A 23,048-nucleotide genomic window follows, 5' to 3' on the forward strand; every position below is an offset into this window, starting at 1 on the left:
ATCCTACCAGTCACCGCCCAAAGGCAGTCAACCGGCCGACCAACAACTTACTTGTGGTCTTTGACTTCTTCGAACTCCGCGTCGACAACGTCGTCAGCCTTTTCAGCTTTTTCGTCGTGCGGTGCCGCGCCTTCAGCAGGCTGAGCCTGTTCGGCGTACATCTTCTGCGCCACTGGAGCGGAGACTTTCGACAGCTCTTCAACCTTGGCGTCGATAGCAGCCTTGTCGTCGCCTTTAACGGCGGCTTCCAGGGCAACTACAGCGGCTTCGATTGCAGTCTTCTCTTCAGCAGTCACTTTGTCGCCAGCATCGGCAACCATTTTGCGCGTCGAGTGAACCAGCGCATCGCCCTGGTTACGGGCAGCGGCCAACTCTTCGAACTTGCGGTCTTCCTCGGCGTTGGCCTCGGCATCACGCACCATGCGCTCGATTTCTTCGTCGGACAGACCGGAGTTGGCCTTGATCACGATCGACTGAGTCTTGCCGGTTGCCTTGTCTTTCGCACCGACGTGCAGGATGCCGTTGGCGTCGATGTCGAAGGTCACTTCGATCTGCGGCACACCACGTGGCGCAGGTGGAATGTCGGCCAGGTCGAACTTGCCCAGGGACTTGTTCTGTGCGGCTTGCTTACGCTCGCCTTGCAACACGTGAATGGTCACGGCGCCCTGGTTGTCGTCGGCGGTCGAGAACACTTGCGATTTCTTGGTAGGAATCGTGGTGTTTTTCTCGATCAGCGCGGTCATCACGCCACCCATGGTTTCGATACCCAGGGTCAGCGGGCTGACGTCGAGCAGCAGAACGTCCTTCACGTCACCGGCCAATACCGCGCCCTGGATGGCAGCACCCATGGCAACCGCTTCGTCCGGGTTGACGTCTTTACGTGCTTCTTTACCGAAGAACTCGGTCACCAGCTTCTGAACCAGCGGCATACGGGTCTGACCGCCAACCAGGATCACGTCGTTGATTGCACCGACGTCGATACCGGAGTCTTTCAGAGCGATGCGGCAAGGCTCGATGGTGCGTTGAACCAGATCTTCAACCAACGCTTCCAGCTTGGCGCGCGAGATTTTCACGTTCAAGTGCTTAGGACCGGTGGCGTCTGCAGTGATGTACGGCAGGTTCACATCGGTCGACTGAGCGGAAGACAGTTCGATCTTGGCTTTTTCAGCGGCCTCTTTCAGGCGCTGCATGGCCAGCGGGTCGCCCTTGAGGTTCATGCCGCTTTCTTTCTTGAATTCGTCGACGAGGTAGTCGATCAGACGAATGTCAAAGTCTTCACCGCCCAGGAACGTGTCACCGTTGGTGGCCAGCACTTCAAACTGGTGCTCACCATCGACTTCAGCGATCTCGATCACGGAAACGTCGAAAGTACCGCCGCCCAGGTCATAAACGATCACGGTGTGATCGCCCTTGGCCTTGTCCATACCGTAAGCCAACGCGGCTGCGGTTGGTTCGTTGATGATACGTTTTACGTCCAGACCGGCAATGCGGCCGGCGTCTTTGGTCGCCTGACGCTGGCTGTCGTTGAAGTAGGCCGGAACAGTGATCACCGCTTCGGTCACGGACTCACCGAGGTAGTCTTCGGCGGTCTTCTTCATTTTCTTCAGAATTTCAGCCGAGATTTGTGGCGGCGCCATTTTCTGGCCGTTCACTTCAACCCACGCGTCGCCGTTGTCAGCCTTGGCGATCTTGTAAGGCACCATCTGGATGTCTTTCTGTACGACTTCTTCTTCAAAGCGACGACCGATCAGACGCTTCACCGCATAAAGGGTGTTGTGCGGATTGGTCACTGCCTGACGCTTGGCCGACTGACCCACCAGGATCTCGCCATCGTTGGCATAAGCGATGATCGATGGCGTGGTACGCGCGCCTTCGGCGTTTTCGATAACTTTGGCTACGCCGTTTTCAAGTACGGAGACGCAGGAGTTGGTAGTCCCCAGGTCGATACCGATAATTTTGCCCATGTTCACTCTCCCGAAACTTTGGATTTGGTTGCCGCAGCAGTGGTGGCTAACTGCGGTAGCACTTAAACGCTTGACTTCTAAATGGGGGCCTTGCGGCTAATTTCAAGCCTGCTCATCAATAGAAGGCGAAACTGGCGCAGGCGCCTTGCTGACCACGACCATGGCCGGGCGAAGCAAGCGACCATTGAGCTGATAGCCCTTCTGGAACACCTTGAGAACGCTGTTAGGCTCCATGTCCGCGCTTTCCTGCATGGCCATTGCCTGATGCTGAACGGCGTTGAACGGTTCGCCATGCGGATCGATCGCTTCAAGCTGATAACGCTTGAGAGTGTCCTGGAACATTTTCAGCGTCAGCTCGATGCCTTCGCGCATTGGGCGGATGCTTTCATCGTCCGGATTGGACAACTCCAGGCCACGCTCCAGGCTGTCAATGATCGGCAGCAGGTCGCCAGCGAACTTCTCCAGCGCAAATTTATGAGCCTTCTCGACATCCTGCTCGGCGCGACGGCGGACGTTCTGCAGATCGGCGGCAACACGCAAAGCCTGATCCTGAGCGCCTGCCAGTTGCTCTTCGAGCACTTGTACACGAGCCGCCAGGTCATCGCCCGAAGCCTCGGGCGCCTGGTTGGCGTCTGGGTTTTGCGTATCCACTGTCTGTTCGTCAGCCATAGATTTCTCCTTTCAATATCGTCCGCGAGCTCAACTCGCGCTTCTGCCCAGCTATATGGGGCCGCAAAACCCGGCTTCAAGGGGTACCTATCATTAACCCCACAAAAAATAACTGCATTGTCATTTCCGGGCGGACTAAGGGTTTCGTCGGATTGAACAAAACGAGCTAACGAGGGGCATTGTCAGCCAGAAACAAAACACTGTATAAATAACCAGACCTAACACCTGGGAGCGGCCCATATGCTGGTGCACCTGTCCGTACACAACTACGCCATCGTTGAACATCTCGATCTCGAACTTGATCGCGGGATGAGCGTGATCACCGGTGAAACCGGCGCGGGCAAGTCGATCATGCTCGACGCGCTGGGCCTGACCCTGGGCGATCGCGCCGACAGTGGCGTGGTCCGCCCCGGTGCTGACAAGGCCGATATCCTCGCCACTTTCGATTTGGCCGATATTCCGGAAGCCAGTACCTGGCTGGCCGAACGCGACCTCGAAACCGATGGCCCGTGCATCCTGCGCCGGGTGATCACCTGCGAAGGGCGCTCGCGCGGCTACATCAACGGCACGCCGTGCCCGCTCGGCGACCTCAAGTCGCTGGGCGAGTTGCTGATCGACATTCACAGCCAGCACGAGCACCAATCCCTGCTCAAGACCGATACCCACCGCCGCCTGCTCGATGAATACGCTGGCGCGACGGATCTTGCCCGCCAGGTGCAACTTGCCGCCCAGCGCTGGCGCCAGACCCGCCAGGAACTGGAGCGACTCTCCAACTCCGGTGACGAGCAACGTGCCCGCCATCAATTGCTCAGCTATCAGCTTGAAGAGCTGGAAAACCTGGGCCTTGGCGATAACGAACTGGAACAGTTGGAGCAGGAACACAAGAACCTGACCAACGCCGAAACCCTGCTGGGCATCTGCCGACAAGTCGTCGAGCAATGTAGTGAAAGTGATTCCGGAAATGTCCTGAACGCCCTCACCGCCAGCCTCAATCGCCTGTCGAGCGTCAACAGTTCGATCGGCGCACTGGGCGAAGCCAGTAGCTTGTTGACCAGCGCGCAGATCCAGGTTGAAGAGGCCGTCGGTGAACTGAACCGCTTCCTCGACAACTTCGATGCCGATCCGGCGCGACTTCAATACCTGGAGGAACGTCTCGACGCGATTTACACCATGGCGCGCAAACATCGCATTCAGCCGACCGAGGTCGCGGAGATGCAACAGCGCCTACTGGATGAAATCGAAACCTTGAATGCCAACGACGAATCCATCGAGCGACTGAGTGATGAGTTGTCGTCCTATGCTCGTCACTATCAGGAAAAGGCCCGGGAACTCAGCGATCTGCGGCATCAGGCTTCCGGCAGCCTGTCCAGCGCCGTGGAGCAGGAAATCCAGCGATTGGGCATGCCTGGCGGCCGCTTCACCATTGAACTGCGCCCCAACAGCAGCGACGAGTTACTGCCCAATGGCCTGGAGCAGGTAGAGCTGTTGGTCAGCGCCAACCCCGGCCAGCCGCTCAAGGCCTTGGCGAAAGTCGCCTCCGGCGGTGAGCTGTCGCGGATCAGCCTGGCGATCCAGGTGATCACTGCGCAAACCTCACGCGTCCCGACCCTGGTGTTCGACGAAGTCGACGTCGGCATCGGCGGCCCGACTGCAGAGATCGTTGGCCAGCTGCTGCGCAGGCTTGGCGAACGAGGACAGGTTCTGACCGTAACTCACCTGCCGCAAGTGGCCGCGCAAGGTCATCAGCATCTGTTTGTGCATAAAGTGCGCGGAGAAGACGCGACCCGCACGGCCGTCTCCAAGCTGAGCAAGAATGAGCGCGTCGAGGAAGTCGCCAGGATGCTCGGCGGCATCGATCTCACCAAGGAGTCCCTGGCCCACGCGAAGAAAATGGTCGTCGCCGCTAAAGCTTAAAGATGGCAGAAAGCACGAAGGCGACCCTAAGGTCGCCTTCGTTCGTTTCGCGAACCTCAGGTTCGCGCGACATGCTTACTTTTTCTTGCGCACGTACAGCACCAGGTTGTGATCAACCATCTCGAAGCCATACTTGTCGACGATGGCTTTCTGCAGGCGCTCGATTTCTTCGTCGAAGAATTCGATCACTTCACTGGTTTCGACGTTGACCATGTGGTCGTGATGCTTTCCGTCGTCCAGTTCGAAGACCGCGTGGCCTCCGTCGAAGTTGTGCCGCACCACAAGGCCAGCTGCCTCGAACTGGGTCAGTACACGGTAAACCGTGGCCAGACCGACGTCCTCACCAGCCTCCATAAGGGCCTTGTAGACATCCTCGGCACTCATGTGGCGCTGCTCGGCGGAGTCGAGCATTTGCAGAATTTTGACCCGTGGCAGGGTCACTTTGAGGCCGGCTTTGCGTAGTTCGCTATTTTCAACCATGGTCAGCTTTCTCGCGATGCTGCTTCGCAGCTTCTCTTAATGCGGGTATGATCGGCGTTTACGTTGTCCCAGCCAAGATAGTGGAAGTCGCCCACCGATGCAAAACACCAAGCTCTTGCTAACCAGTTTCACCTTTGTGGGACTGCTCGCACTCGCCGGTTGTTCATTCCCCGGGGTTTACAAAATCGACATCCAGCAGGGCAATGTCGTCACGCAGGACATGATAGACCAGTTACGCCCGGGAATGACCCGTAAGCAAGTACGGTTTATCATGGGCAACCCTCTGCTGACTGACACGTTCCATGCCGATCGCTGGGATTATCTGTACAGCCTGCAACCTGGTGGCGGTGAACGCCAACAGGAACGCATGACGGTTATCTTCAACTCAAATGATCAGCTTGTCAGCCTCTCTGGTGATTTCCGGCCAGGCGTGAGCCGTGACGACGCCATTCTGGGCAAGGATAGCGGTACGAAAGTGGCTGAACCTGTGCAAAACGTCGAGAAGCCGAAGCCGGAAAAACCGGTCAAGCCAGGATCGTTGCTCGATCAGATCCAGAAGGACGTCGACGGTGTAGAAACCGTTCCGGTCCCGACGCCGCAACCGTTGGAGACCTCGCCGCAATAATTTGCGACGCAATAAAAAACCCGGCATGTCCGGGTTTTTTATTGCCTGGCGTAAAAGCCTCTCACTGATTCCGGGCTTTGGCCTCGGCAGCCTTTGCCGCTCGCAGTCGGCGCACCTCTTTTGGATCAGCCAACAAGGGTCGGTAGATCTCAATACGATCCCCCGCCTGAACGACCCGGCCCTGCGGATCGGCAACTACCTTGCCGAAGATCCCCACAGGGCAATGGGCCAGATCCAGATCCGGAAACGCTTCAGCCACCGCCGACCTGAGCAAGGCCGCCCGTACGGTCGTACCCGCCGGCACGGCCACTGTCAGCAGTAACTGACGGTCTACGGCCGCATGGACCACCTCGACATCAATCATGAGCTCAGCCATGAATCTGCTTGGCGCGTTGGCAGAACGCATCCACCAGCGTGTTGGCTGCCTGATTGAACAGCGGCCCAAGCGTGGCGCGAACCAACGGCCCGGCATAGTCGAACGACAGATCGAGGCTGATCTTGCAGGCCTTGTCGGTCAACGCCTTGAATACCCAGACACCGTGCAATTGGGTAAAAGGCCCCTCTTCGAGGTTCATTTCGATCGACTGGCCCGGAACCAGCGTGTTGCGCGTGACGAAATGCTGGCTGAGTCCGCCCTTCGCTACCCCGACGCTCGCGCGCATGTGCTCTGGGGAGCTTTCCAGGACTTCGGCCGTCGAGCACCACGGCAGAAACTCCGGATAGCGCGTTACGTCGTTGACCAGGTCATACAGGGCCTGGGCCGGGTACGGCAGCAAGGCAGAACGTGCAATGTGTGTCGTCATTTCAGCGTCACTTCCACAGCTGGGCGGCAAACACTACGAGAATGCCGATGGGCGCCACATAGCGCATCAAGAACAAGGACAGGTTGAACAGCACTGGGTTGCGAATCGACAATTCATCACGCACCGCTTCGCGCCCCATGATCCAGCCTGCAAACACCACGAAACACAAACCGCCCAGCGGCAGCATGAGCCTTGAGGTGAAAAAATCGATCACGCCAAAGAAGTCGAGACCGCCAGCGGCTCCCCACTGGTAGAGATGAAACATCCCGCCTTCGTTCACGAAAAACTTGGCCTCCTTCCAGATATTGAAGGAGAACACCGTGCCCAGACCAACAAACCAGCAGCTGAACGCCAGCCAGAACGTAACCCATGCACGACTCACTTTAGTGCGCTCGACCAGGTAAGCCACCATCGGCTCCAGCAACGAAATCGCCGAACTCCAGGCCGCGACCGCTACCAGCACGAAGAACACCACGCCCATCAATTGACCGAACGCCACGTTACCGAAGGCAAACGGCAGGCTGACAAACATCAGTCCCGGGCCTTCGCTTGGATTCAGGCCCGCCGCGAAAACAATCGGAAACAATGCCAGGCCGGCGACCAGGGAAACGAAGGTGTCGAGCAGGGCTACGCCGACGACCGTCCCGGAAATCGACGAATTCTTTGGCATGTAGGCGCCGTAGATCATGATCGAGCCGACGCCCACGCTCAGAGAAAAGAACGCGTGTCCCATCGCGGGCAGCAAGCCATCGAGGACTTTTTCCGGGTGGAAGTCGAACATGAAGTGCACGCCTTCCATGAAGTGCCCGGTGGTCATGCTGTAGCCCAGTAGCACCAGGATCATCACAAACAACAGCGGCATCATGATGCGCAGGCTGCGCTCAAGCCCGGCGACCACGCCTTTGGCAATCACCACCGCCGACAACAGCATGAAAATCGTATGCCAAAGTGTCAGGCGCCAGGGGTCGGCAATCACATTGCCGAAATAAGCCCCCACCTGATCCGGCGTCACACCCTGGAAGTCGCCGCGCCCCATGTCGATGATGTAATCCAGCGACCAGCCGCCCACCACGCTATAGAAGGACAGGATCAGCAAGGCGGTGATCATCCCGGCAAAGGCCCCCCAGGACCATTTCGCGGAGTGCCCAGCCTCTACCGCCAATATCTTCAGGGCATTGGCCGGACTCTGCCGCGCGCGCCGGCCGATCAAGGTTTCAGCCAGCATGACCGGCACACCGATCAACGCGATACAGGCCAGGAACATCAGCACGAAGGCGCCGCCGCCATAGACGCCGACCATGTACGGGAATTTCCAGATACTACCCAGCCCCACGGCCGAACCGGTCGCGGCGAGTATGAAGACCCAGCGGCTAGCCCAACTGCCGTGGACAGAAACCTTGTCTGTCGACATCGTTATCACGCCCAAGCGTTCAAAAAAGAGGCCGCATTGTCCGGGATTCAATCAACCTGCTCAAGCACGTAGCAACACCGTAGCCGACTCGCGTGCAACTCCCTATAATGCCGCCCCTATGGCTAAACAGAAGAAACACCCAACAGGGACCATCGCGCAAAATAAAAAGGCGCGACACGATTACTTCATCGAGCATCGGTTCGAGGCTGGTCTGGTCCTGGCCGGCTGGGAAGTAAAGAGTCTGCGGGCAAGCAAGCTGCAGCTGGTTGACAGCTACGTCCTGCTCAAGGATGGCGAAGCCTGGCTGCTTGGCAGTCACATCACGCCCCTGACGACCGCCAGTACCCACGTCATTGCTGACCCGGTGCGCACCCGTAAATTGCTGCTCAACCGCCGCGAACTGGAAAAACTCGCCGCCGCCGTGCAGCAAAAGGGTTACGCCTGCGTGTGCCTGTCCTGGTACTGGAGCAAGCACATGGTCAAGTGCGAAATCGCGCTGGGCAAGGGCAAGAAGGAATACGACAAGCGCGATACCGAACGCGAACGCGATGCCGGTCGCGAGTTGCAGCGCGCGGTGCGCAACAAGGGCAAGGAAGAGTAATTCTTTCGCCTTGATGTCCCCTTCGCGGGCGAGCCCGCTCCCACAAGATCTCTGGATACCGATATTGATGCGGCTGACCTTGAATCTGTGGGAGCGGGCTCGCCCGCGAATGCAATCTTGCAAGCACTACAAAACCAGCTGACTCACATCCCCTTGCGCCGCTCCGCCCGAGCCATGCGCTGCACTTCCTGACGCACTTCTTCCAGCACTTCCTGCACATACAGAATGTGTCGACTGGACACTTCCCGCGCCTGCTCTGCCCGTCCTTCGATAATCGCCTGATACAACTCCCGGTGCTGGGTGATCAGCATGTCGCGCGTTTCCGTGCGCTGCTTATACATGCCGCCGATGTTGGTCACCACGTTGCGCTTGAGCAGGTCGAACAGCCCGCGAATGGTGTGCAGCAACACGGCGTTATGGCTGGCTTCGGCAATCGCCAAATGAAATTTTGCATCCGCCGCGCCCTCTTCGTCACGACTCACCTCTTCATGACGCGAATAACAGTCCTGCAATTGATTGAAGGCCGCCGTCAGCCGCTCGCGATCCACATCCGTGGCACGCAGCGCCGCGTAATAGGCGCAAGACGCCTCCAGCGTATGGCGAAACTCCAACAAATCGCGCTGCGCCTCGGGGTTGCTTTCCAGCAGTTGCAGCAAGGGATCGCAGAAGGTCGTACCCAACGATTCCACCACATAGTTGCCGCCACCCTGACGACTGACCAACAGGCCCTTGGCAGTCAGCTTCTGAATGGCTTCGCGCAACGACGGGCGTGACACGCCAAATTGTTCGGCCAACGCGCGCTCGGCCGGCAGGCGCTCACCCGCTTTCAGCGTGCCCTCGAGGATCATGCCCTCAAGCTGCTCGACAATATCGTCAGACAAACGGCGCTGACGAATCTGATCAAACCCCATAACTCGATTACTCCACGATCCGACGACTCGCCGGAGCTCTATTCTGGCCTATCGGCGCCGCGTCAGCACCTGCCACTGCGCATTGGCCCGGACCGGGCAAACAGGCCGAGCACACGGACATTCGACAAAAGTTTTAGGGCGGCAAATTGACACACCGCCTACAAGGCTTTTACCCTAGCCAACAGCGATTGTAAATTGGTCTTACCAATTGTCCAAGAACGCTGATCAGTGCCTGACCAACAACAATTAGGGGCCACCCCATATGCAAACCTGGCAACAGCTGTATACCCCGCTCGGCAGCCTCGGCCTGTCCGCACTCGCCGCCGTCATTCCCATCGTGTTTTTCTTTTTGGCTTTAGCCGTGTTCCGCCTCAAGGGGCATGTGGCCGGCAGCATCACCCTCGCCTTGTCGATCATCGTGGCGATCTTCGCTTTCCAGATGCCGGTCGATATGGCGTTTGCCGCCGCCGGGTATGGCTTCGCTTATGGCCTGTGGCCGATTGCGTGGATCATCGTGGCAGCGGTGTTCCTCTACAAACTGACGGTCAAGAGCGGCCAGTTCGAAGTCATCCGCAGTTCGGTGCTGTCGATCACCGATGACCAGCGCCTGCAGGTCTTGCTGATCGGTTTCTGCTTTGGCGCCTTCCTCGAAGGCGCCGCCGGTTTCGGTGCACCGGTGGCGATTACCGCCGCCCTGTTGGTGGGACTGGGCTTCAATCCGCTGTACGCCGCTGGCTTGTGCCTGATCGCCAACACCGCGCCAGTCGCGTTCGGCGCCCTGGGCATTCCGATCATCGTGGCCGGGCAAGTGACCGGTATCGACGCCTTCAAGATCGGCGCCATGACCGGTCGCCAACTGCCGCTGCTGTCGATGTTCGTGCCGTTCTGGCTGGTGTTCATGATGGACGGCCTGCGCGGCGTGCGGGAAACCTGGCCGGCCGCACTGGTTGCCGGTTTCAGCTTTGCCGTGACCCAGTACTTCACCTCGAACTTCATCGGCCCGGAACTGCCGGATATCACCTCGGCCCTGGCCGCACTGATCGCCCTGACCCTGTTCCTGAAAGTCTGGCAACCGAAACGCGCTGCCGGCCAACACATCGCCGGTGCGGTTTCGGCCTCGGTGGTCACCGCCAGCGCCGGTGGTTTCGGCCAGAAGCGCACCACCGTGGCGTCGCCCTACAGCCTCGGGGAAATTTTCAAGGCCTGGTCGCCGTTCCTGATTCTCACCGTGCTGGTCACCCTCTGGACCCTCAAGCCATTCAAGGCCATGTTTGCCGCCGGCGGTTCGATGTACAGCTTCGTGTTCAACTTTGCCATTCCCCATCTCGATCAACTGGTGATCAAGACTGCGCCGATCGTGGCCACGCCGACCGCCATCCCAGCGGTGTTCAAACTTGACCCTATTTCCGCGACCGGCACGGCGATTTTCTTCTCCGCACTGATCTCGATGCTGGTGCTGAAGATCAACTTCAAAACTGGTCTGACCACTTTGAAAGAGACCTTCTACGAACTGCGCTGGCCGATCCTGTCCATCGGTATGGTGCTGGCGTTTGCCTTCGTCACCAACTACTCCGGCATGTCCTCGACCATGGCCCTGGTCCTGGCGGCGACGGGCGCGGCGTTCCCGTTCTTCTCGCCGTTCCTTGGTTGGCTGGGCGTGTTCCTCACCGGGTCCGATACCTCGTCCAACGCCCTGTTCAGTTCGCTGCAAGCGACCACCGCGCACCAGATCGGCGTCAACGACACCTTGCTGGTGGCGGCGAACACCAGTGGCGGCGTGACCGGCAAGATGATCTCGCCACAGTCGATCGCCGTGGCCTGTGCCGCGACCGGGCTGGTGGGCAAGGAATCGGATCTGTTCCGCTTCACCCTCAAGCACAGCCTATTCTTTGCAACGATCGTTGGCCTGATCACGCTGGCCCAGGCCTATTGGTTCACCGGCATGCTGGTGCACTAAGGACTACACGCAAAACGGCAAACACCGACGCCGGGCCACGCCCCCGGCGTCCGCCATTCATACCCCGGTCTGTAAGGCTGCTGAAAGCTTGCATCACTATATTCAGCGGCCTCGACAGACGAATAACCGGGACCACCCGGAGACACGCCTGATGAGCGAGCTTTTTTACAACGCTGTGCCGAATGCGACCCGTGTCGCCCCGCCACTGCCCGAATCCCGGCATTACCCCAGCGAAAAACCGTCGCGGGTCTACCTGTTCGGCACCTGCGTGGTCGACCTGTTCTACCCGCAAGCCGGGATGGACGCGATCCACCTGCTGGAGCGCGAAGGCATTCGTGTCGAGTACCCGCAAGGGCAAAGCTGCTGCGGTCAACCGGCCTACACCTCGGGTTACACCGAGCAGGCCCGGACCGTCGCGCGCTCGCAACTGGCGCTGTTTGCCGGGGACTATCCGGTAGTGGTGCCATCAGGTTCTTGCGCGGGCATGCTCCGCGAGCATTACGCCGACTTGTTCAAGGACGAGCCGGACACGTTGAAACAGGTCCAGGCGCTCGCCGCCCGGACCTACGAGCTGGCCGAGTTCCTGTTGTTTGTCTGCAAGGTGCAGCTCAAGGACAGCGGCGAGCCGGTAAAAGTAGCGCTGCACACGTCGTGCTCGGCACGCCGTGAAATGAACACCCACCTGCACGGTCGCGAGTTGTTGGCGCAATTGAGCAACGTCGAGCGGGTCAATCACGATCACGAAAGTGAATGCTGTGGCTTTGGAGGAACATTCAGCGTCCGTATGCCAGACATTTCCGGCGCGATGGTGGCTGACAAGACCCGGGCGTTGAAGGAATCCGGCGCGCACAAGGTGTTGAGTGCCGACTGCGGCTGCTTGATGAACATCAACGGCTCGCTGGAAAAACAGCAGGAAGCGTTACGCGGCCAACATCTGGCCAGCTTCCTTTGGCAACGAACCGGAGGTGCCCGATGAGCACGTCCGCGATTATTCCTACGGTCGCCGTAGAAGAAGACTTCCGCACCCGCGCCCATAACGCGCTGGGTGACGCGCAATTGCGAGGCAACTTTCGCAAGGCGATGGATTCACTGATGAGCAAACGGGCCGCGGCGTTCAGCGATGCCCACGAAAGAGAACATTTGCGTGCGCTGGGCAATGCTGTCCGCGCCCGTGCGTTATCCAAGTTGCCCGAGCTGCTCGAGCAACTTGAACAGAACCTGACCCGCAACGGTGTGACAGTGCACTGGGCGGAAACGGTGGACGAGGCCAATGGCATCGTCCTCTCGATCATCCGCGCTCACGAGGGGCGGCAAGTGATCAAGGGCAAATCGATGGTCAGCGAAGAAATGGAGATGAATCATTTCCTCGCTGATCGGGGCATTGAATGCCTGGAATCGGACATGGGCGAGTACATCGTCCAGCTCGACCACGAGAAGCCTTCACACATAATCATGCCGGCGATCCACAAGAATGCCGGTCAGGTCGCGTCCTTGTTCCACGACAAGCTAGGGGTGGAATACACCAAGGACGTTGACCAACTCATCCAGATCGGTCGCAAGGTGTTGCGGCAGAAGTTCTTCGAAGCGGACATCGGTGTCTCCGGCGTCAACTTCGCCGTGGCCGAAACCGGCACCCTGCTGCTGGTGGAAAACGAAGGCAACGGTCGCATGACCACCACCGTGCCGCCCGTGCACATCGCCGTCACCGGCATCGAAAAAGTCGTGGAAAACCTGCGTGACGTAGTGCCGCTGCTGTCATTGCTGACCCGTTCAGCCCTGGGCATCCCGATCACCACTTACGTCAACATGATCTCCGGCCCGCGCAAGGCGCATGAACTCGACGGCCCTCAAGAAGTGCATTTGGTCTTGCTGGATAACGGCCGCAGCCAGGCCTTTGCCGACAGCGAATTGCGCCAGACCCTGAACTGCATTCGCTGCGGCGCCTGTATGAATCATTGCCCGGTGTATACCCGAATCGGCGGCCACGCCTATGGGGAGGTTTACCCCGGCCCTATCGGAAAAATCGTCACCCCGCACATGGTCGGCCTGGCGAAAGTACCGGATCACCCGAGCGCCTCCTCGCTGTGCGGTGCCTGCGGTGAAGTATGCCCGGTGAAAATCCCGATCCCTGCGCTGCTGCGGCGCCTGCGCGAAGAAAACGTCAAGGCCCCGGACAGCCCACATCAAGTGATGCGCGGACAGGGCAGCAAGTATTCGCGCAAAGAGCGATTCATCTGGAATGCCTGGGCCAAGCTCAACAGCTCGCCGACGCTGTACCGCCTGTTCGGTTTCTTCGCCACGCGTTTGCGCGCCCTCACCCCGAGCAACGTTGGCCCATGGACGCAAAACCACAGCGCACCGAAACCCGCTGCCCGCTCACTGCATGACATGGCCCGCGAGCATCTGGCCAAACAGGGAGACCGTTGATGAGCGCCAAACAAAATATCCTCGCCAAGCTGCGCAAAAGCCTGACAGGCACCACGCCAGTGGCTGACAACTTTGATGTCGATCTGCTGACCCAGCCGTACACGTACACGCCTGAGCAGCGCATCCCGCAACTGCGCAAATTGATGGAAGCGGTGCACACCGAAATCCATCTGACCTGCGGCGAAGCGTGGCCGGCGCTGCTCGCGCAATTGCTGCGCGAGCGCCAGCTGCCGAGCCTGCTGATCGCACCAACGACGCCCCACGGTCAACGGATCACACAGCACTGGGCGAGTCATCCCGAGCTGCCGACGCTCAAGGCCTACGACCGGCCGATTGAAGAATGGAAAGCCGAATTGTTCAACGACACCCCGGCCAGCATCACCGGCACCCTCGGCGCCATTGCGGCAACGGGAAGCCTGATTCTCTGGCCGACCCGGGAAGAGCCGCGCTTGATGAGCCTGGCGCCACCGGTGCATTTCGCCCTGCTCAAAGCCAGTGAAATCCGCGACAACTTCTATCAAGTGCAACAAGAGTTCGAGTGGGCCCAGGGCATGCCGACCAACGCGTTGCTGGTGTCCGGCCCATCGAAGACCGCCGACATCGAGCAAGTGTTGGCCTACGGCGCCCACGGTCCGAAAGACCTGGTGGTGTTGATCCTGGAGGACCAATGAGTCTACCGGCCGCTTTCCTGCATGATGCGCAGCAGCTGATTCCTCCAGAGCGACGTTTCGACGACCCGTTGTCGACCCTGGCCTTCGGCACCGATGCGAGCTTCTATCGCCTGATTCCACAACTGGTGATCCGCGTCGAGTCCGAAAACGAAGTAGTGGCGCTGCTGCAACTGGCGCAGCGCGATCAGGTGCCGGTGACCTTCCGCGCCGCCGGCACCAGTTTGTCCGGTCAGGCCATCAGTGACTCGGTGCTGATCGTGCTGGGGGATAACTGGAACGCCCGCGAGATCCGCGGCCAAGGCACGCAAATTCGCCTGCAACCGGGGGTAATCGGCGCCCAGGCCAACGCCTGGCTGGCACCGTTCGGACGCAAGATCGGCCCGGACCCAGCTTCGATCAACGCCTGCAAAATCGGCGGCATCGTCGCCAACAATGCCAGCGGCATGTGCTGCGGCACGGCGCAAAACACCTACCACACCCTGGCCGGCATTCGTCTGGTGTTGGCTGACGGCAGTTGCCTCGATACCGAAGATACGGCCAGTGTCGCGGCGTTTCGTCAAAGCCACGCCGTGCTGCTCGAGCGCCTGGCGACGCTGGGGCGCGAAACCCGGGCGAACGCCGAACTCGCTGCGAGAATTCGCCATAAATACCGTCTGAAAAACACCACCGGCCTGTCGCTCAATGCCCTGGTGGATTTCGACGAGCCTGTGGATATCTTGAGCCACTTGCTGGTCGGCTCCGAAGGCACGCTCGGGTTTATCAGTGCGGTGACTTACGACACCGTGATTGACCACCCGAACAAGGCCTCGGCGCTGATCGTATTCCCGGATGTCGAGACCTGCTGCAACGCGGTCACCGTGTTGAAAAGCCAACCGGTGTCGGCTGTGGAACTGCTGGACCGGCGCAGCCTGCGTTCGGTGCAGGACAAACCCGGCATGCCGCCTTTCGTACAGCACCTGTCGAACAATGCCTGCGCCTTGCTCATCGAATCCCGCGCAGCATCGTCCAGTTTGCTGCACGAACAACTGGCGCAAATCATGGTGTCGCTCAAGGCATTCCCAGTAGAAAAACAAGTCGACTTCACCGAGGACCCGCAGGAAAACGCCCGCCTCTGGGCCATCCGCAAAGACACCTTCCCGGCCGTTGGCGCGGTGCGCAAGACCGGCACCACGGTGATCATCGAAGACGTGACCTTCCCGGTCGAACAACTGGCCATCGGCGTCAACCGCCTGATCGAACTGTTCGACAAACATCACTACGACGAAGCGATCCTTTTCGGACACGCACTGGAAGGCAATCTGCACTTCGTCTTCACCCAAGGCTTTAACAACCCGGAAGAAGTCGCACGCTACCAGGCGTTCATGGACGATGTGGCGCAACTGGTGGCGGTGGAATTCGGCGGGTCGCTGAAAGCCGAACACGGCACCGGGCGCAATATGGCGCCGTTCGTCGAGCTGGAATGGGGCAGCGATGCCTACCAGCTGATGTGGCAACTCAAGCGTCTGCTCGACCCCAAGGGCATCCTCAACCCGGACGTGGTGCTCAGCGAAGATCCGCAGATCCATCTCAAGCACCTCAAGCCCTTGCCGGCCGCCGACGAGATCGTCGACAAGTGCATCGAATGCGGCTTCTGCGAACCGGTCTGCCCGTCGAAGGGCCTGACCTTGAGCCCGCGGCAACGCATCGTGATCTGGCGCGACATTCAAGCGAAAAAACGCGCTGGCATCGATACCACCGAGCTCGAAACCGCGTATGAATACCAGGGCATCGATACCTGCGCCGCCACCGGCCTGTGTGCGCAACGTTGCCCGGTCGGCATCAACACTGGCGAGCTGGTGAAAAAACTCCGCAGCCGCACCGCAACCTATACGAAAACCGCCAACTGGCTTGAAGGAAATTTCGCCACGGCTATGCAAGGCGCGCGGTTCTCCCTGCATGTAGCCAACGGTGCGCGGATGTTGTTGGGGGCACCGCGATTGGCGAAGTGGTCGGCGACCTTGACGCGCCTGTCCAAGGGGCAAGTCCCACAATGGACCAACGCCATGCCGCAACCGGAAAAAGCCATTCGCTTCAGCCCGGCGGTGACGGACGCGCGCCCGCGCGTGGTCTATCTCGCGGCTTGTGTATCCCGCGCGATGGGGCCGGCAGCTGGCGACCAGGAACAGATGTCGCTATACGACAAGACTCGCGGCCTGCTGGAAAAGGCCGGCTACCAGGTGGTGTTCCCGGACAACCTGGACAACCTGTGCTGCGGCCAGCCGTTCGCGTCCAAAGGGTATGCCGAGCAAGCCGAGCACAAACGCCAGGAGCTGATCGGTGCCTTGCTGCATGCCAGCCGCGGAGGGCTCGACCCGATCTACTGCGACACCAGCCCTTGCACCTTGCGCCTGGCGCAGGACCTGGGTGAAACCCGCCTGGACCTGTACGACCCGGTGCGTTTCATTCGCACGCACTTGATGGATCGCCTCGACTTCACACCGCAGGAAGCGCCGATTGCGCTGCACGTCACGTGCAGCACTCAGCACCTTGGCGAAAGCCAGGCGCTGATCGATCTGGCGCGCAAGTGCAGCAAAAACGTGGTCATCCCCGAAGGCATTCATTGCTGCGGCTTCGCCGGCGACAAGGGTTTCACCACGCCAGAACTGAACGCGCATTCGCTGCGTACGCTCAAGGACGCGGTGCAGCAGTGCAGCGAAGGCATTTCCACCAGTCGCACCTGCGAGATCGGGCTCACGCAACATGGCGGCATTGATTACCACGGACTAGTCTATCTCGTGGACCGCGTTACCCAGGCTAGGGTGCCCTGATAGCAGGCTCTACCGGAAGGTGCATCGATGTGCCTTCCCTGCCACTTCTTGCCGGAATCGAAAGCGCTACAGCAAAAAAACAGAACCCTGAGGTGCCGCCGCAGTCCACTGATCAAGTCCCGCACACGTGGGACCTTCCCAACCCTCGGTAGCCCGATTTGATGGCCAGCCAAGCCTGGTCCCTCAGCTCAAGGAGAGACACATGAATCGTTCTGTGCTGTTAGGTTTGTTCGTTGCTGCTTCCATGATGGCTTCCACTTCGTTTGCGGCAGAAAAAGACCAGTGCGCGGTCAACCTGCAAACCATCGAAAACGCAAAGGCACAAATTCCTGCCGAAATGGCTGACCAGGTAGCGGACTCTGTCGAGAAAGCCAAAGCCGATCACGCCAAAAAAACCAAACAAGGCACTGATGATTGTGTCGCCGAGACCAATCAAACCATCATGGATCTCAAGAACGCCAACAAGGGCGGGAAGTAACGCTCAGCGCTCTCCAGTCCGAAGCAAAACAAAACCCGCCAATTGCGGGTTTTGTTGCATCAGGGGTCCGGGAATGCGTGGCATCTCGCCGGGAAAGCTCGACCCGTTGTCTGAAAAAACCGAATTCTTGCGTTGAATCGTAGTCTTTGAGTTAGGCCCATCAGATCGTGGCTGACGTTTGGCTCGGCCTGGCCGTCCGCTCGCGCGGCAGCACCGAGACCCTCAGCTCAAGGAGATACCCATGAAACACACCGTTCTCGCTGGTCTGTTGATTTGTGCGGCAATATTGGCCTCTCCCGTATTCGCGGCCGACAACAACCTCTGTACGAGCAAGTTGCAAGAGCTCCAGGGCAAAGTGAATGCGCTGCCGGCAAGCGCCGCCAATACCTCGATGGAGATCAAACGGCTAATGTCCAGCGCCGAAGCCTCAAAAGCCTCCGGGGACGACAAAAAATGCGTCACCGAAGCCACCCAGGCATTGTCACTGGCTGACAAACAAAGCAATGAACCCAACCCATGATCTGAGGTGGCCCACCTTCGGGTTGGCCTTCCGGGTCGCGTTGGCGTACACTGTGCAAGCTTGCTGCTCACTTGATTCAAAGAGCATCAGGCTCGGGGCCGTTTAGGATTCGACGCCGGTTGCGAAACTTTAGGTGCATGCCGAGTTGGTAACAGAACTCGTAAATCCACTGTTGCAACTACTTATAGTTGCCAATGACGAAAACTACGGCCAGGAATTCGCTCTCGCTGCGTAAGCAGCCTTAGCCCTGAGCTTCTGGTACCTTCGGGTCCAGCAATCACCAGGGGATGTCTGTAAACCCAAAGTGATTGTCATATAGAACAGAATCGCCGTGCAGTACGTTGTGGACGAAGCGGCTAAAACTTACACAACTCGCCCAAAGCACCCTGCCCGTCGGGTCGCTGAGGGTTAACTTAATAGACACGGCTACGCATGTAGTACCGACAGCGGAGTACTGGCGGACGGGGGTTCAAATCCCCCCGGCTCCACCAATCCAAGCTGACAAGGCCCGCCAAGTGCGGGCCTTGTTGCATCTGGGGTTTGGGCATTGCAAAACACCCTTTTGCATTCAATGGTGTTGAAACTAGCCAAACGTCAGGGCGAAAGGTGCTGCCGCGCGCTGAATTGCCTTCACCACATGAGGCGCGGATTCCCGAAACTCGGGGTAGCGATTGAGCACCGCCTCGACAGCCCCAAGCAATCGCTGAATACGCAGCTCAGGATGCTCAACCCCGCAGGTCTGGGCAAACTCCAGTAGCCCCTGACGGGACGCAAACAGAGACTTGTTACCCGCCAGATCCAGTGCCAATACATCTTCAGGGATATAGGCCGTGGTATTGACGATGTCGTAGGCCGGCGCGAGCCAGGCGTCACGCTGCGTTGGCTGCGAGTAGAGCAAGCCGAAGTTCTTCAAATGAGCATCGCCGTTCCCGACGATGCAGCTCAGCGCTACACAATCGAACAGTTGATCCAGCGACGTTCGTTGATTGCTTGCCGGGCAGAACAGACGGATCGCTTTGGCTATGGCTGCATAGCTTTTGCTGTACTTCTGATCGGCGGAGAGCCCCATCAATGCCGCCATGTCCTCGAATCCAATTGGATTAAGCTGCTCGTCCCGATCAAAGCGACGCATGACAAACAGCTTTGCATTGTCAGACAGGTAAAACTGCGGGACCAGAATGCCCGCCTCCTTGGCTATGGACATGCAAAGGAACTCATTGATGGCCAGGCCTGGAAATTCATCCCGGCCACTCTTGATTATCAAGTCAGAGGTTTTCGAGGTAGCTCGTCGCCATTCGAAATCTTGCTGCTCAGGCACCAAAACCTTCGGCTGAACACCCGATATACCTGCCCGTAGCATGTAGCGGTCAAGAAGTTCGGCGAAGACATCTTCCGCGCCATCCCACGTTAGAATTTCTTCGAGTTTTTCTCCAGGGAACTGCTGTTCACCCAGCAGGGCGTCAACGGTTTCGGAATGCACCTGAATCCTGCCAATTGGCGAACTGCTGCCAGATAGAGCAAGCAACAACATGGGATCGACGTTTACGGTTTTCGCCAGGCGATTGCGCAACTGCTCCAACAGGTAGCCCTCGGGGAGGTTCATCTGGAATACAGGATGCAGATCCCGTCGGCGAAACTCATCGGTCCGAACGGGCATCGAAAGACTGATGGCTACATTGGGTAATGCGTCTTCTTGATAGCGAAAAATGAAATCATCAGCGCTGGTGAGGATTCGACCACTGTAGCCTTCTGGCGTACTGACTTTGAGCGAAGCCGTCTTCATTCGAACAAATCCCCAAGCTCTTCAAGGGTCGGCATGGCTGCCGGTACAACGATGAGCTCGCAGTCCAAAGTGCTCAAGACTCTTGCGTAAGCATTCATGGCAACAGTATCGGCACCCTTCTCAACCGCAATGACTTTCTGCCGAGTCAAGCCGGCGAGCTCGGCAAGTCGCGCTTGTGTCAGACCGCGTCGAATACGCGTTTCGCGTATTTGGCTACCGAGTCGAGATATTAGCAGTGTGTATTCCATGTTCAGTTACCGTAACATTTGTATGTAAATGTACCGTATACAGAACATTATTGCGAATTGGCCTTACTCACCCGCCTCACCCCAACCCCCACCAAAATCCCCAACACAATCGACACCAACGGCACCGCCCCCACCCAGGTCAACGTCGGGAACACCAATAATATCTGTGAGTCATTCCCGCCCAGCATCATCGAGGCGCCAATTCCCATCAGCACGCCGGCCAGCCAATGCTTGCCCGCCGTCAACAGGCCAAAATGCTGATAACTGAAGGTGCGGCGATGCAAGGTGTAGCAGAGCATGCCCGCCAACAACATGATGAACACCGCGACACGTTGACTGCTCAGCAGGCTTTCGCCCGAGGCCCAGAACATGTGCGAGAGATCGTAGAAGAACACGCTGGGTGTCCACAGCGGTTCGAAGGTGTAGAGGGCGCTGGTGAGGGCGCCCAGCAGCAGACTCGACAGCACCAGGTGTTTGTCGCCGTGGATCCGGATTAAAAACAGCAAAATCAGCAGCACAATGCCGATGACCAGCCAGTAGTGGCCGGTGGTAATCATCGGCATTTGCAGCACCCGGTGTTCGGTCAGCATGTTCAAGCGGTGCCAGAGTACGATGCCCAGTACCCAGCCGAGGATGGTGAAACCCTTGTTGAGGTTGCCACTGGCGAGTTTGGTCAGGGTGCCGACGCTGCATCCGTCGTTGAGCACCGAGGCAAGGCCGAACAATAGCCCGCCGCCGACCAGCGACAAGTAACCGACCTCTGGAATGAACAGCGGCTGGCTAACGTCAAACCAGGCATAGAACGGTGCGAGCAACAAGCCGAACAAACCGCAGCTGACCAGCGAGACAAACAGCGTCGGCCGGCGTTTGAGCAACTGCCCCATGGCATTGACCAGGCACATGCCCATGCGCTGGGAAACCCAGCCGATGAGGAACGACAACAGCAACGCAATCACCAGTGAAAGCACAGGCCTCCCTATCTCCAGGCGCGGCATCGAAGCGATGCATGACAGATAGATTAGTCGCTGCGCAATCACTTCGGATGAACCCGCAAAGCCCTTCTACACTCAATGCGAAATCACCCTACAACACCCGTCAAATAGGCCCCCATGACCACCCTCACCGACCGTTTGAAGCAAGGCAAGGTGGCTCGCAGGAAGTGTTCGCGCAGTTCGCAAAGTGCCTTGGGTAATATCGACCGCGACCCCATTCCACTGATCAAGGCGTCGAGTGAAGGGCGCGTCAAATCGCTGGTGGAACTGCGCTACGGGCGCATGCTGGTGTCACCGTTCACCTTCTATCGCGGCAATGCGTTGGTGCAGGCCCACGACCTGGCGGGCACCTTGGACATGGGGCTGGTTTCGCCGATTTGCGGCGATTGCCACCTGATGAATTTCGGCGGTTTTGCAACGCCTGAACGCAACCTGTTGTTCAGCGTCAACGACTTCGACGAAGCCCATCCCGGGCCGTGGGAGTGGGACTTGAAACGCCTGGTGGCGAGCTTTCTGGTGGCCGCCCGCGACTTGCGTCATGGCGAGTCGGTCGAGCAAACCATCTGCCATGAGGTGGTGAGCGCCTATCAAAAAAACATGCTGGAGTGTGCTGAGCAGAGCACGCTGGAAACCTGGTACGACTCCATCAGCTATAACGACCTGCTGGCGCAAGCCAACAAAAGCACGCTCGACCATGTGGAACGCGCCATCGCCAAGGCGGAACGGCGCACCCATGCCGAACTGCTGCCCAAGATCAGCGAACGTGACGCCCACGGTCGCCTGATCATTCGCGATGACCTGCCGGAAATTTTCCACCTGCACAAGAACACCACGCTGCTGGAAGCCGATGATGACTGGTTACGGCTGTCAGACTGGCGCCCGCTCTACGACACGTTCATGCGCGACTATCGCGGCACCCTGCAAGCGGACCGCCGCGATCTGCTGTCGCGTTTTCACGTGCAGGACATGGCGTTCAAAGTGGTGGGCGTCGGCAGTGTCGGCACCCGTTGCCTGGTGGCGCTGCTGACCGACGATCAGCAGTTCCCGCTGTTCCTGCAATTCAAGGAAGCGCGCCGCTCGGTGCTCGCCGGCTACGTAAAGGCTAAATCGCGGGTGCGGCATGAAGGGCAACGGGTGGTCGACGGCCAGCGCTTGATGCAATCGGCCAGCGACTTGTTCCTCGGCTGGACCACCGGCCCCAGTGGCCGGCATTTCTATGTGCGGCAATTGCGCGACATGAAGATCTCTGCCGAACTCGAAACCTTCGATGGCGACGCGTTCGCCGCCTATGGGCGGCTCTGCGGCCGGGCGCTGGCTCGCGCCCATGCCAAGGCATCGGGCCAGGCGGCGGTGATCAGCGGCTACATCGGCAAGAGCGACGCCCTGGCCGATGCGCTCTACAAATATGCCCAAAGCTATGCCGAGCAGAACGAGCGCGATTTCGAGCGATTCCAGCAGGCCTGCCGCAAAGGCCGTTTACGCGCCCGCTCGGAAGCCGACTTTGCCGCTGATCATTTGCCGTAACCGTGGCATGCGCTCTGGTGCGGGGCTTGGGGCGATATGAATTTTTCTTCACCCCACCCAGGCGTTCCTGCCTGTACATTGCGCTCGCTCATTCAAGAAACTACGGTTTTGCCCGCCCTCCCGCGGGCTTTTTTTTGGTTCTTCACGGAATCCCGGGAAACACAGAAACAAGAACGCCGATTTGATTGATGATGTTCGTGCGAGCAAACACATCTAACAAACCGGCGTTCTTATGCGCGATATTAATACTTTCCTTCCGTTTT

The 23,048-nt window shown here is 58.7% G+C and carries 21 protein-coding genes and 1 other RNA gene; 12 read left to right on the top strand and 10 right to left on the bottom strand.

What is annotated here, in order from left to right; translation table 11 throughout:
* Positions 1–47: 47 nt before the first annotated feature.
* Positions 48–1,964 carry a molecular chaperone DnaK gene (gene dnaK, locus J1D76_RS21065; RefSeq protein ID WP_421140284.1) on the bottom strand — a complete coding sequence of 639 codons (1,917 nt, stop codon included), beginning with the start codon at positions 1,962–1,964 and terminating at the stop codon, positions 48–50.
* 102 nt (positions 1,965–2,066) lie between these two features.
* Positions 2,067–2,633 carry a nucleotide exchange factor GrpE gene (gene grpE, locus J1D76_RS21070; RefSeq protein ID WP_421140285.1) on the bottom strand — a complete coding sequence of 189 codons (567 nt, stop codon included), beginning with the start codon at positions 2,631–2,633 and terminating at the stop codon, positions 2,067–2,069.
* Positions 2,634–2,873: 240 nt separating this feature from the next.
* Between grpE and recN the strand changes: the two genes are divergently transcribed.
* Positions 2,874–4,547 carry a DNA repair protein RecN gene (recN, locus tag J1D76_RS21075; protein ID WP_421140286.1) on the top strand — a complete coding sequence of 558 codons (1,674 nt, stop codon included), beginning with the start codon at positions 2,874–2,876 and terminating at the stop codon, positions 4,545–4,547.
* Positions 4,548–4,622: 75 nt separating this feature from the next.
* On the opposite strand, the gene fur is transcribed toward recN, so the two are convergent.
* Positions 4,623–5,027 (bottom strand): ferric iron uptake transcriptional regulator, encoded by a 405-nt coding sequence (fur, locus tag J1D76_RS21080; protein WP_003197684.1) that lies wholly within the window; start codon positions 5,025–5,027, stop codon positions 4,623–4,625.
* Positions 5,028–5,124: 97 nt separating this feature from the next.
* Between fur and J1D76_RS21085 the strand changes: the two genes are divergently transcribed.
* A complete protein-coding gene (locus J1D76_RS21085; protein WP_421140287.1) occupies positions 5,125–5,652 on the top strand; it encodes an outer membrane protein assembly factor BamE in 528 nt (175 codons plus the stop codon).
* Positions 5,653–5,713: 61 nt separating this feature from the next.
* Here J1D76_RS21085 and J1D76_RS21090 read toward each other — a convergent pair whose 3' ends face one another.
* Genes J1D76_RS21090 through J1D76_RS21100 form a run of 3 tightly spaced genes read right to left on the bottom strand, consistent with a single transcriptional unit; the run spans position 5,714 to position 7,866 of the window.
* The gene (locus J1D76_RS21090) at positions 5,714–6,028 is read right to left on the bottom strand and encodes an RnfH family protein (RefSeq protein WP_421140288.1); all 315 of its coding nucleotides are present in this window, start codon (positions 6,026–6,028) and stop codon (positions 5,714–5,716) included.
* Positions 6,021–6,455: a type II toxin-antitoxin system RatA family toxin gene (locus J1D76_RS21095; protein WP_421140289.1), complete on the bottom strand. Its 435-nt coding sequence runs from the start codon at positions 6,453–6,455 to the stop codon at positions 6,021–6,023. The genes J1D76_RS21090 and J1D76_RS21095 overlap by 8 nt, the downstream gene beginning before the upstream one ends.
* Before the next feature lie 7 nt (positions 6,456–6,462).
* Positions 6,463–7,866, bottom strand: a complete 1,404-nt coding sequence (locus tag J1D76_RS21100) for a sodium-dependent transporter (RefSeq protein ID WP_421140290.1) — start codon at positions 7,864–7,866, stop codon at positions 6,463–6,465.
* Between the two features lie 118 nt (positions 7,867–7,984).
* On the opposite strand from J1D76_RS21100, the gene smpB reads away from it, so the two are divergent.
* On the top strand, positions 7,985–8,467 hold the full coding sequence (gene smpB, locus J1D76_RS21105) for an SsrA-binding protein SmpB (protein ID WP_007993569.1): 483 nt from the start codon (positions 7,985–7,987) through the stop codon (positions 8,465–8,467).
* Positions 8,468–8,610: 143 nt separating this feature from the next.
* Here the strand turns inward: smpB and J1D76_RS21110 are convergent, their stop codons facing one another.
* Positions 8,611–9,378, bottom strand: a complete 768-nt coding sequence (locus J1D76_RS21110; protein ID WP_421140291.1) for an FCD domain-containing protein — start codon at positions 9,376–9,378, stop codon at positions 8,611–8,613.
* A gap of 262 nt (positions 9,379–9,640) precedes the next feature.
* Between J1D76_RS21110 and J1D76_RS21115 the strand changes: the two genes are divergently transcribed.
* From J1D76_RS21115 to ssrA, 8 genes are all read left to right on the top strand, one after another.
* Positions 9,641–11,335, top strand: a complete 1,695-nt coding sequence (locus J1D76_RS21115) for a lactate permease LctP family transporter (protein ID WP_421140292.1) — start codon at positions 9,641–9,643, stop codon at positions 11,333–11,335.
* Between the two features lie 151 nt (positions 11,336–11,486).
* Positions 11,487–12,311, top strand: a complete 825-nt coding sequence (locus tag J1D76_RS21120) for a (Fe-S)-binding protein (protein ID WP_421140293.1) — start codon at positions 11,487–11,489, stop codon at positions 12,309–12,311.
* Positions 12,308–13,762 (top strand): LutB/LldF family L-lactate oxidation iron-sulfur protein, encoded by a 1,455-nt coding sequence (locus J1D76_RS21125; protein WP_421140294.1) that lies wholly within the window; start codon positions 12,308–12,310, stop codon positions 13,760–13,762. The genes J1D76_RS21120 and J1D76_RS21125 overlap by 4 nt, the downstream gene beginning before the upstream one ends.
* Positions 13,762–14,433: a LutC/YkgG family protein gene (locus tag J1D76_RS21130; RefSeq protein WP_421140295.1), complete on the top strand. Its 672-nt coding sequence runs from the start codon at positions 13,762–13,764 to the stop codon at positions 14,431–14,433. The genes J1D76_RS21125 and J1D76_RS21130 overlap by 1 nt, the downstream gene beginning before the upstream one ends.
* Positions 14,430–17,240, top strand: a complete 2,811-nt coding sequence (locus tag J1D76_RS21135) for an FAD-binding and (Fe-S)-binding domain-containing protein (RefSeq protein ID WP_421140296.1) — start codon at positions 14,430–14,432, stop codon at positions 17,238–17,240. The genes J1D76_RS21130 and J1D76_RS21135 overlap by 4 nt, the downstream gene beginning before the upstream one ends.
* Positions 17,241–17,442: 202 nt before the next feature.
* On the top strand, positions 17,443–17,718 hold the full coding sequence (locus J1D76_RS21140; protein WP_421140297.1) for a hypothetical protein: 276 nt from the start codon (positions 17,443–17,445) through the stop codon (positions 17,716–17,718).
* Between the two features lie 241 nt (positions 17,719–17,959).
* Positions 17,960–18,238, top strand: coding sequence for a hypothetical protein (locus J1D76_RS21145; protein ID WP_421140298.1), 279 nt, complete (start codon positions 17,960–17,962; stop codon positions 18,236–18,238).
* Between the two features lie 94 nt (positions 18,239–18,332).
* Positions 18,333–18,729: a transfer-messenger RNA gene (gene ssrA, locus J1D76_RS21150) on the top strand.
* Between the two features lie 92 nt (positions 18,730–18,821).
* Here the strand turns inward: ssrA and J1D76_RS21155 are convergent.
* Genes J1D76_RS21155 through J1D76_RS21165 form a run of 3 tightly spaced genes read right to left on the bottom strand, consistent with a single transcriptional unit; the run spans position 18,822 to position 21,237 of the window.
* Positions 18,822–20,021 (bottom strand): type II toxin-antitoxin system HipA family toxin, encoded by a 1,200-nt coding sequence (locus J1D76_RS21155; protein ID WP_421140299.1) that lies wholly within the window; start codon positions 20,019–20,021, stop codon positions 18,822–18,824.
* Positions 20,018–20,269, bottom strand: coding sequence for a helix-turn-helix domain-containing protein (locus tag J1D76_RS21160; protein WP_421140300.1), 252 nt, complete (start codon positions 20,267–20,269; stop codon positions 20,018–20,020). Before J1D76_RS21160 ends, J1D76_RS21155 begins: the two co-directional genes overlap by 4 nt.
* Before the next feature lie 47 nt (positions 20,270–20,316).
* Positions 20,317–21,237, bottom strand: a complete 921-nt coding sequence (locus tag J1D76_RS21165; RefSeq protein WP_421140301.1) for a YeeE/YedE thiosulfate transporter family protein — start codon at positions 21,235–21,237, stop codon at positions 20,317–20,319.
* Between the two features lie 141 nt (positions 21,238–21,378).
* On the opposite strand from J1D76_RS21165, the gene J1D76_RS21170 reads away from it, so the two are divergent.
* Positions 21,379–22,785 carry a DUF2252 domain-containing protein gene (locus J1D76_RS21170; RefSeq protein ID WP_421140302.1) on the top strand — a complete coding sequence of 469 codons (1,407 nt, stop codon included), beginning with the start codon at positions 21,379–21,381 and terminating at the stop codon, positions 22,783–22,785.
* The last annotated feature ends 263 nt before the right edge of the window (positions 22,786–23,048 follow it).

Origin of the sequence: Pseudomonas sp. NFX15 (assembly GCF_049132105.1) — a bacterium.
In the GTDB taxonomy this organism is placed as follows: domain Bacteria; phylum Pseudomonadota; class Gammaproteobacteria; order Pseudomonadales; family Pseudomonadaceae; genus Aquipseudomonas.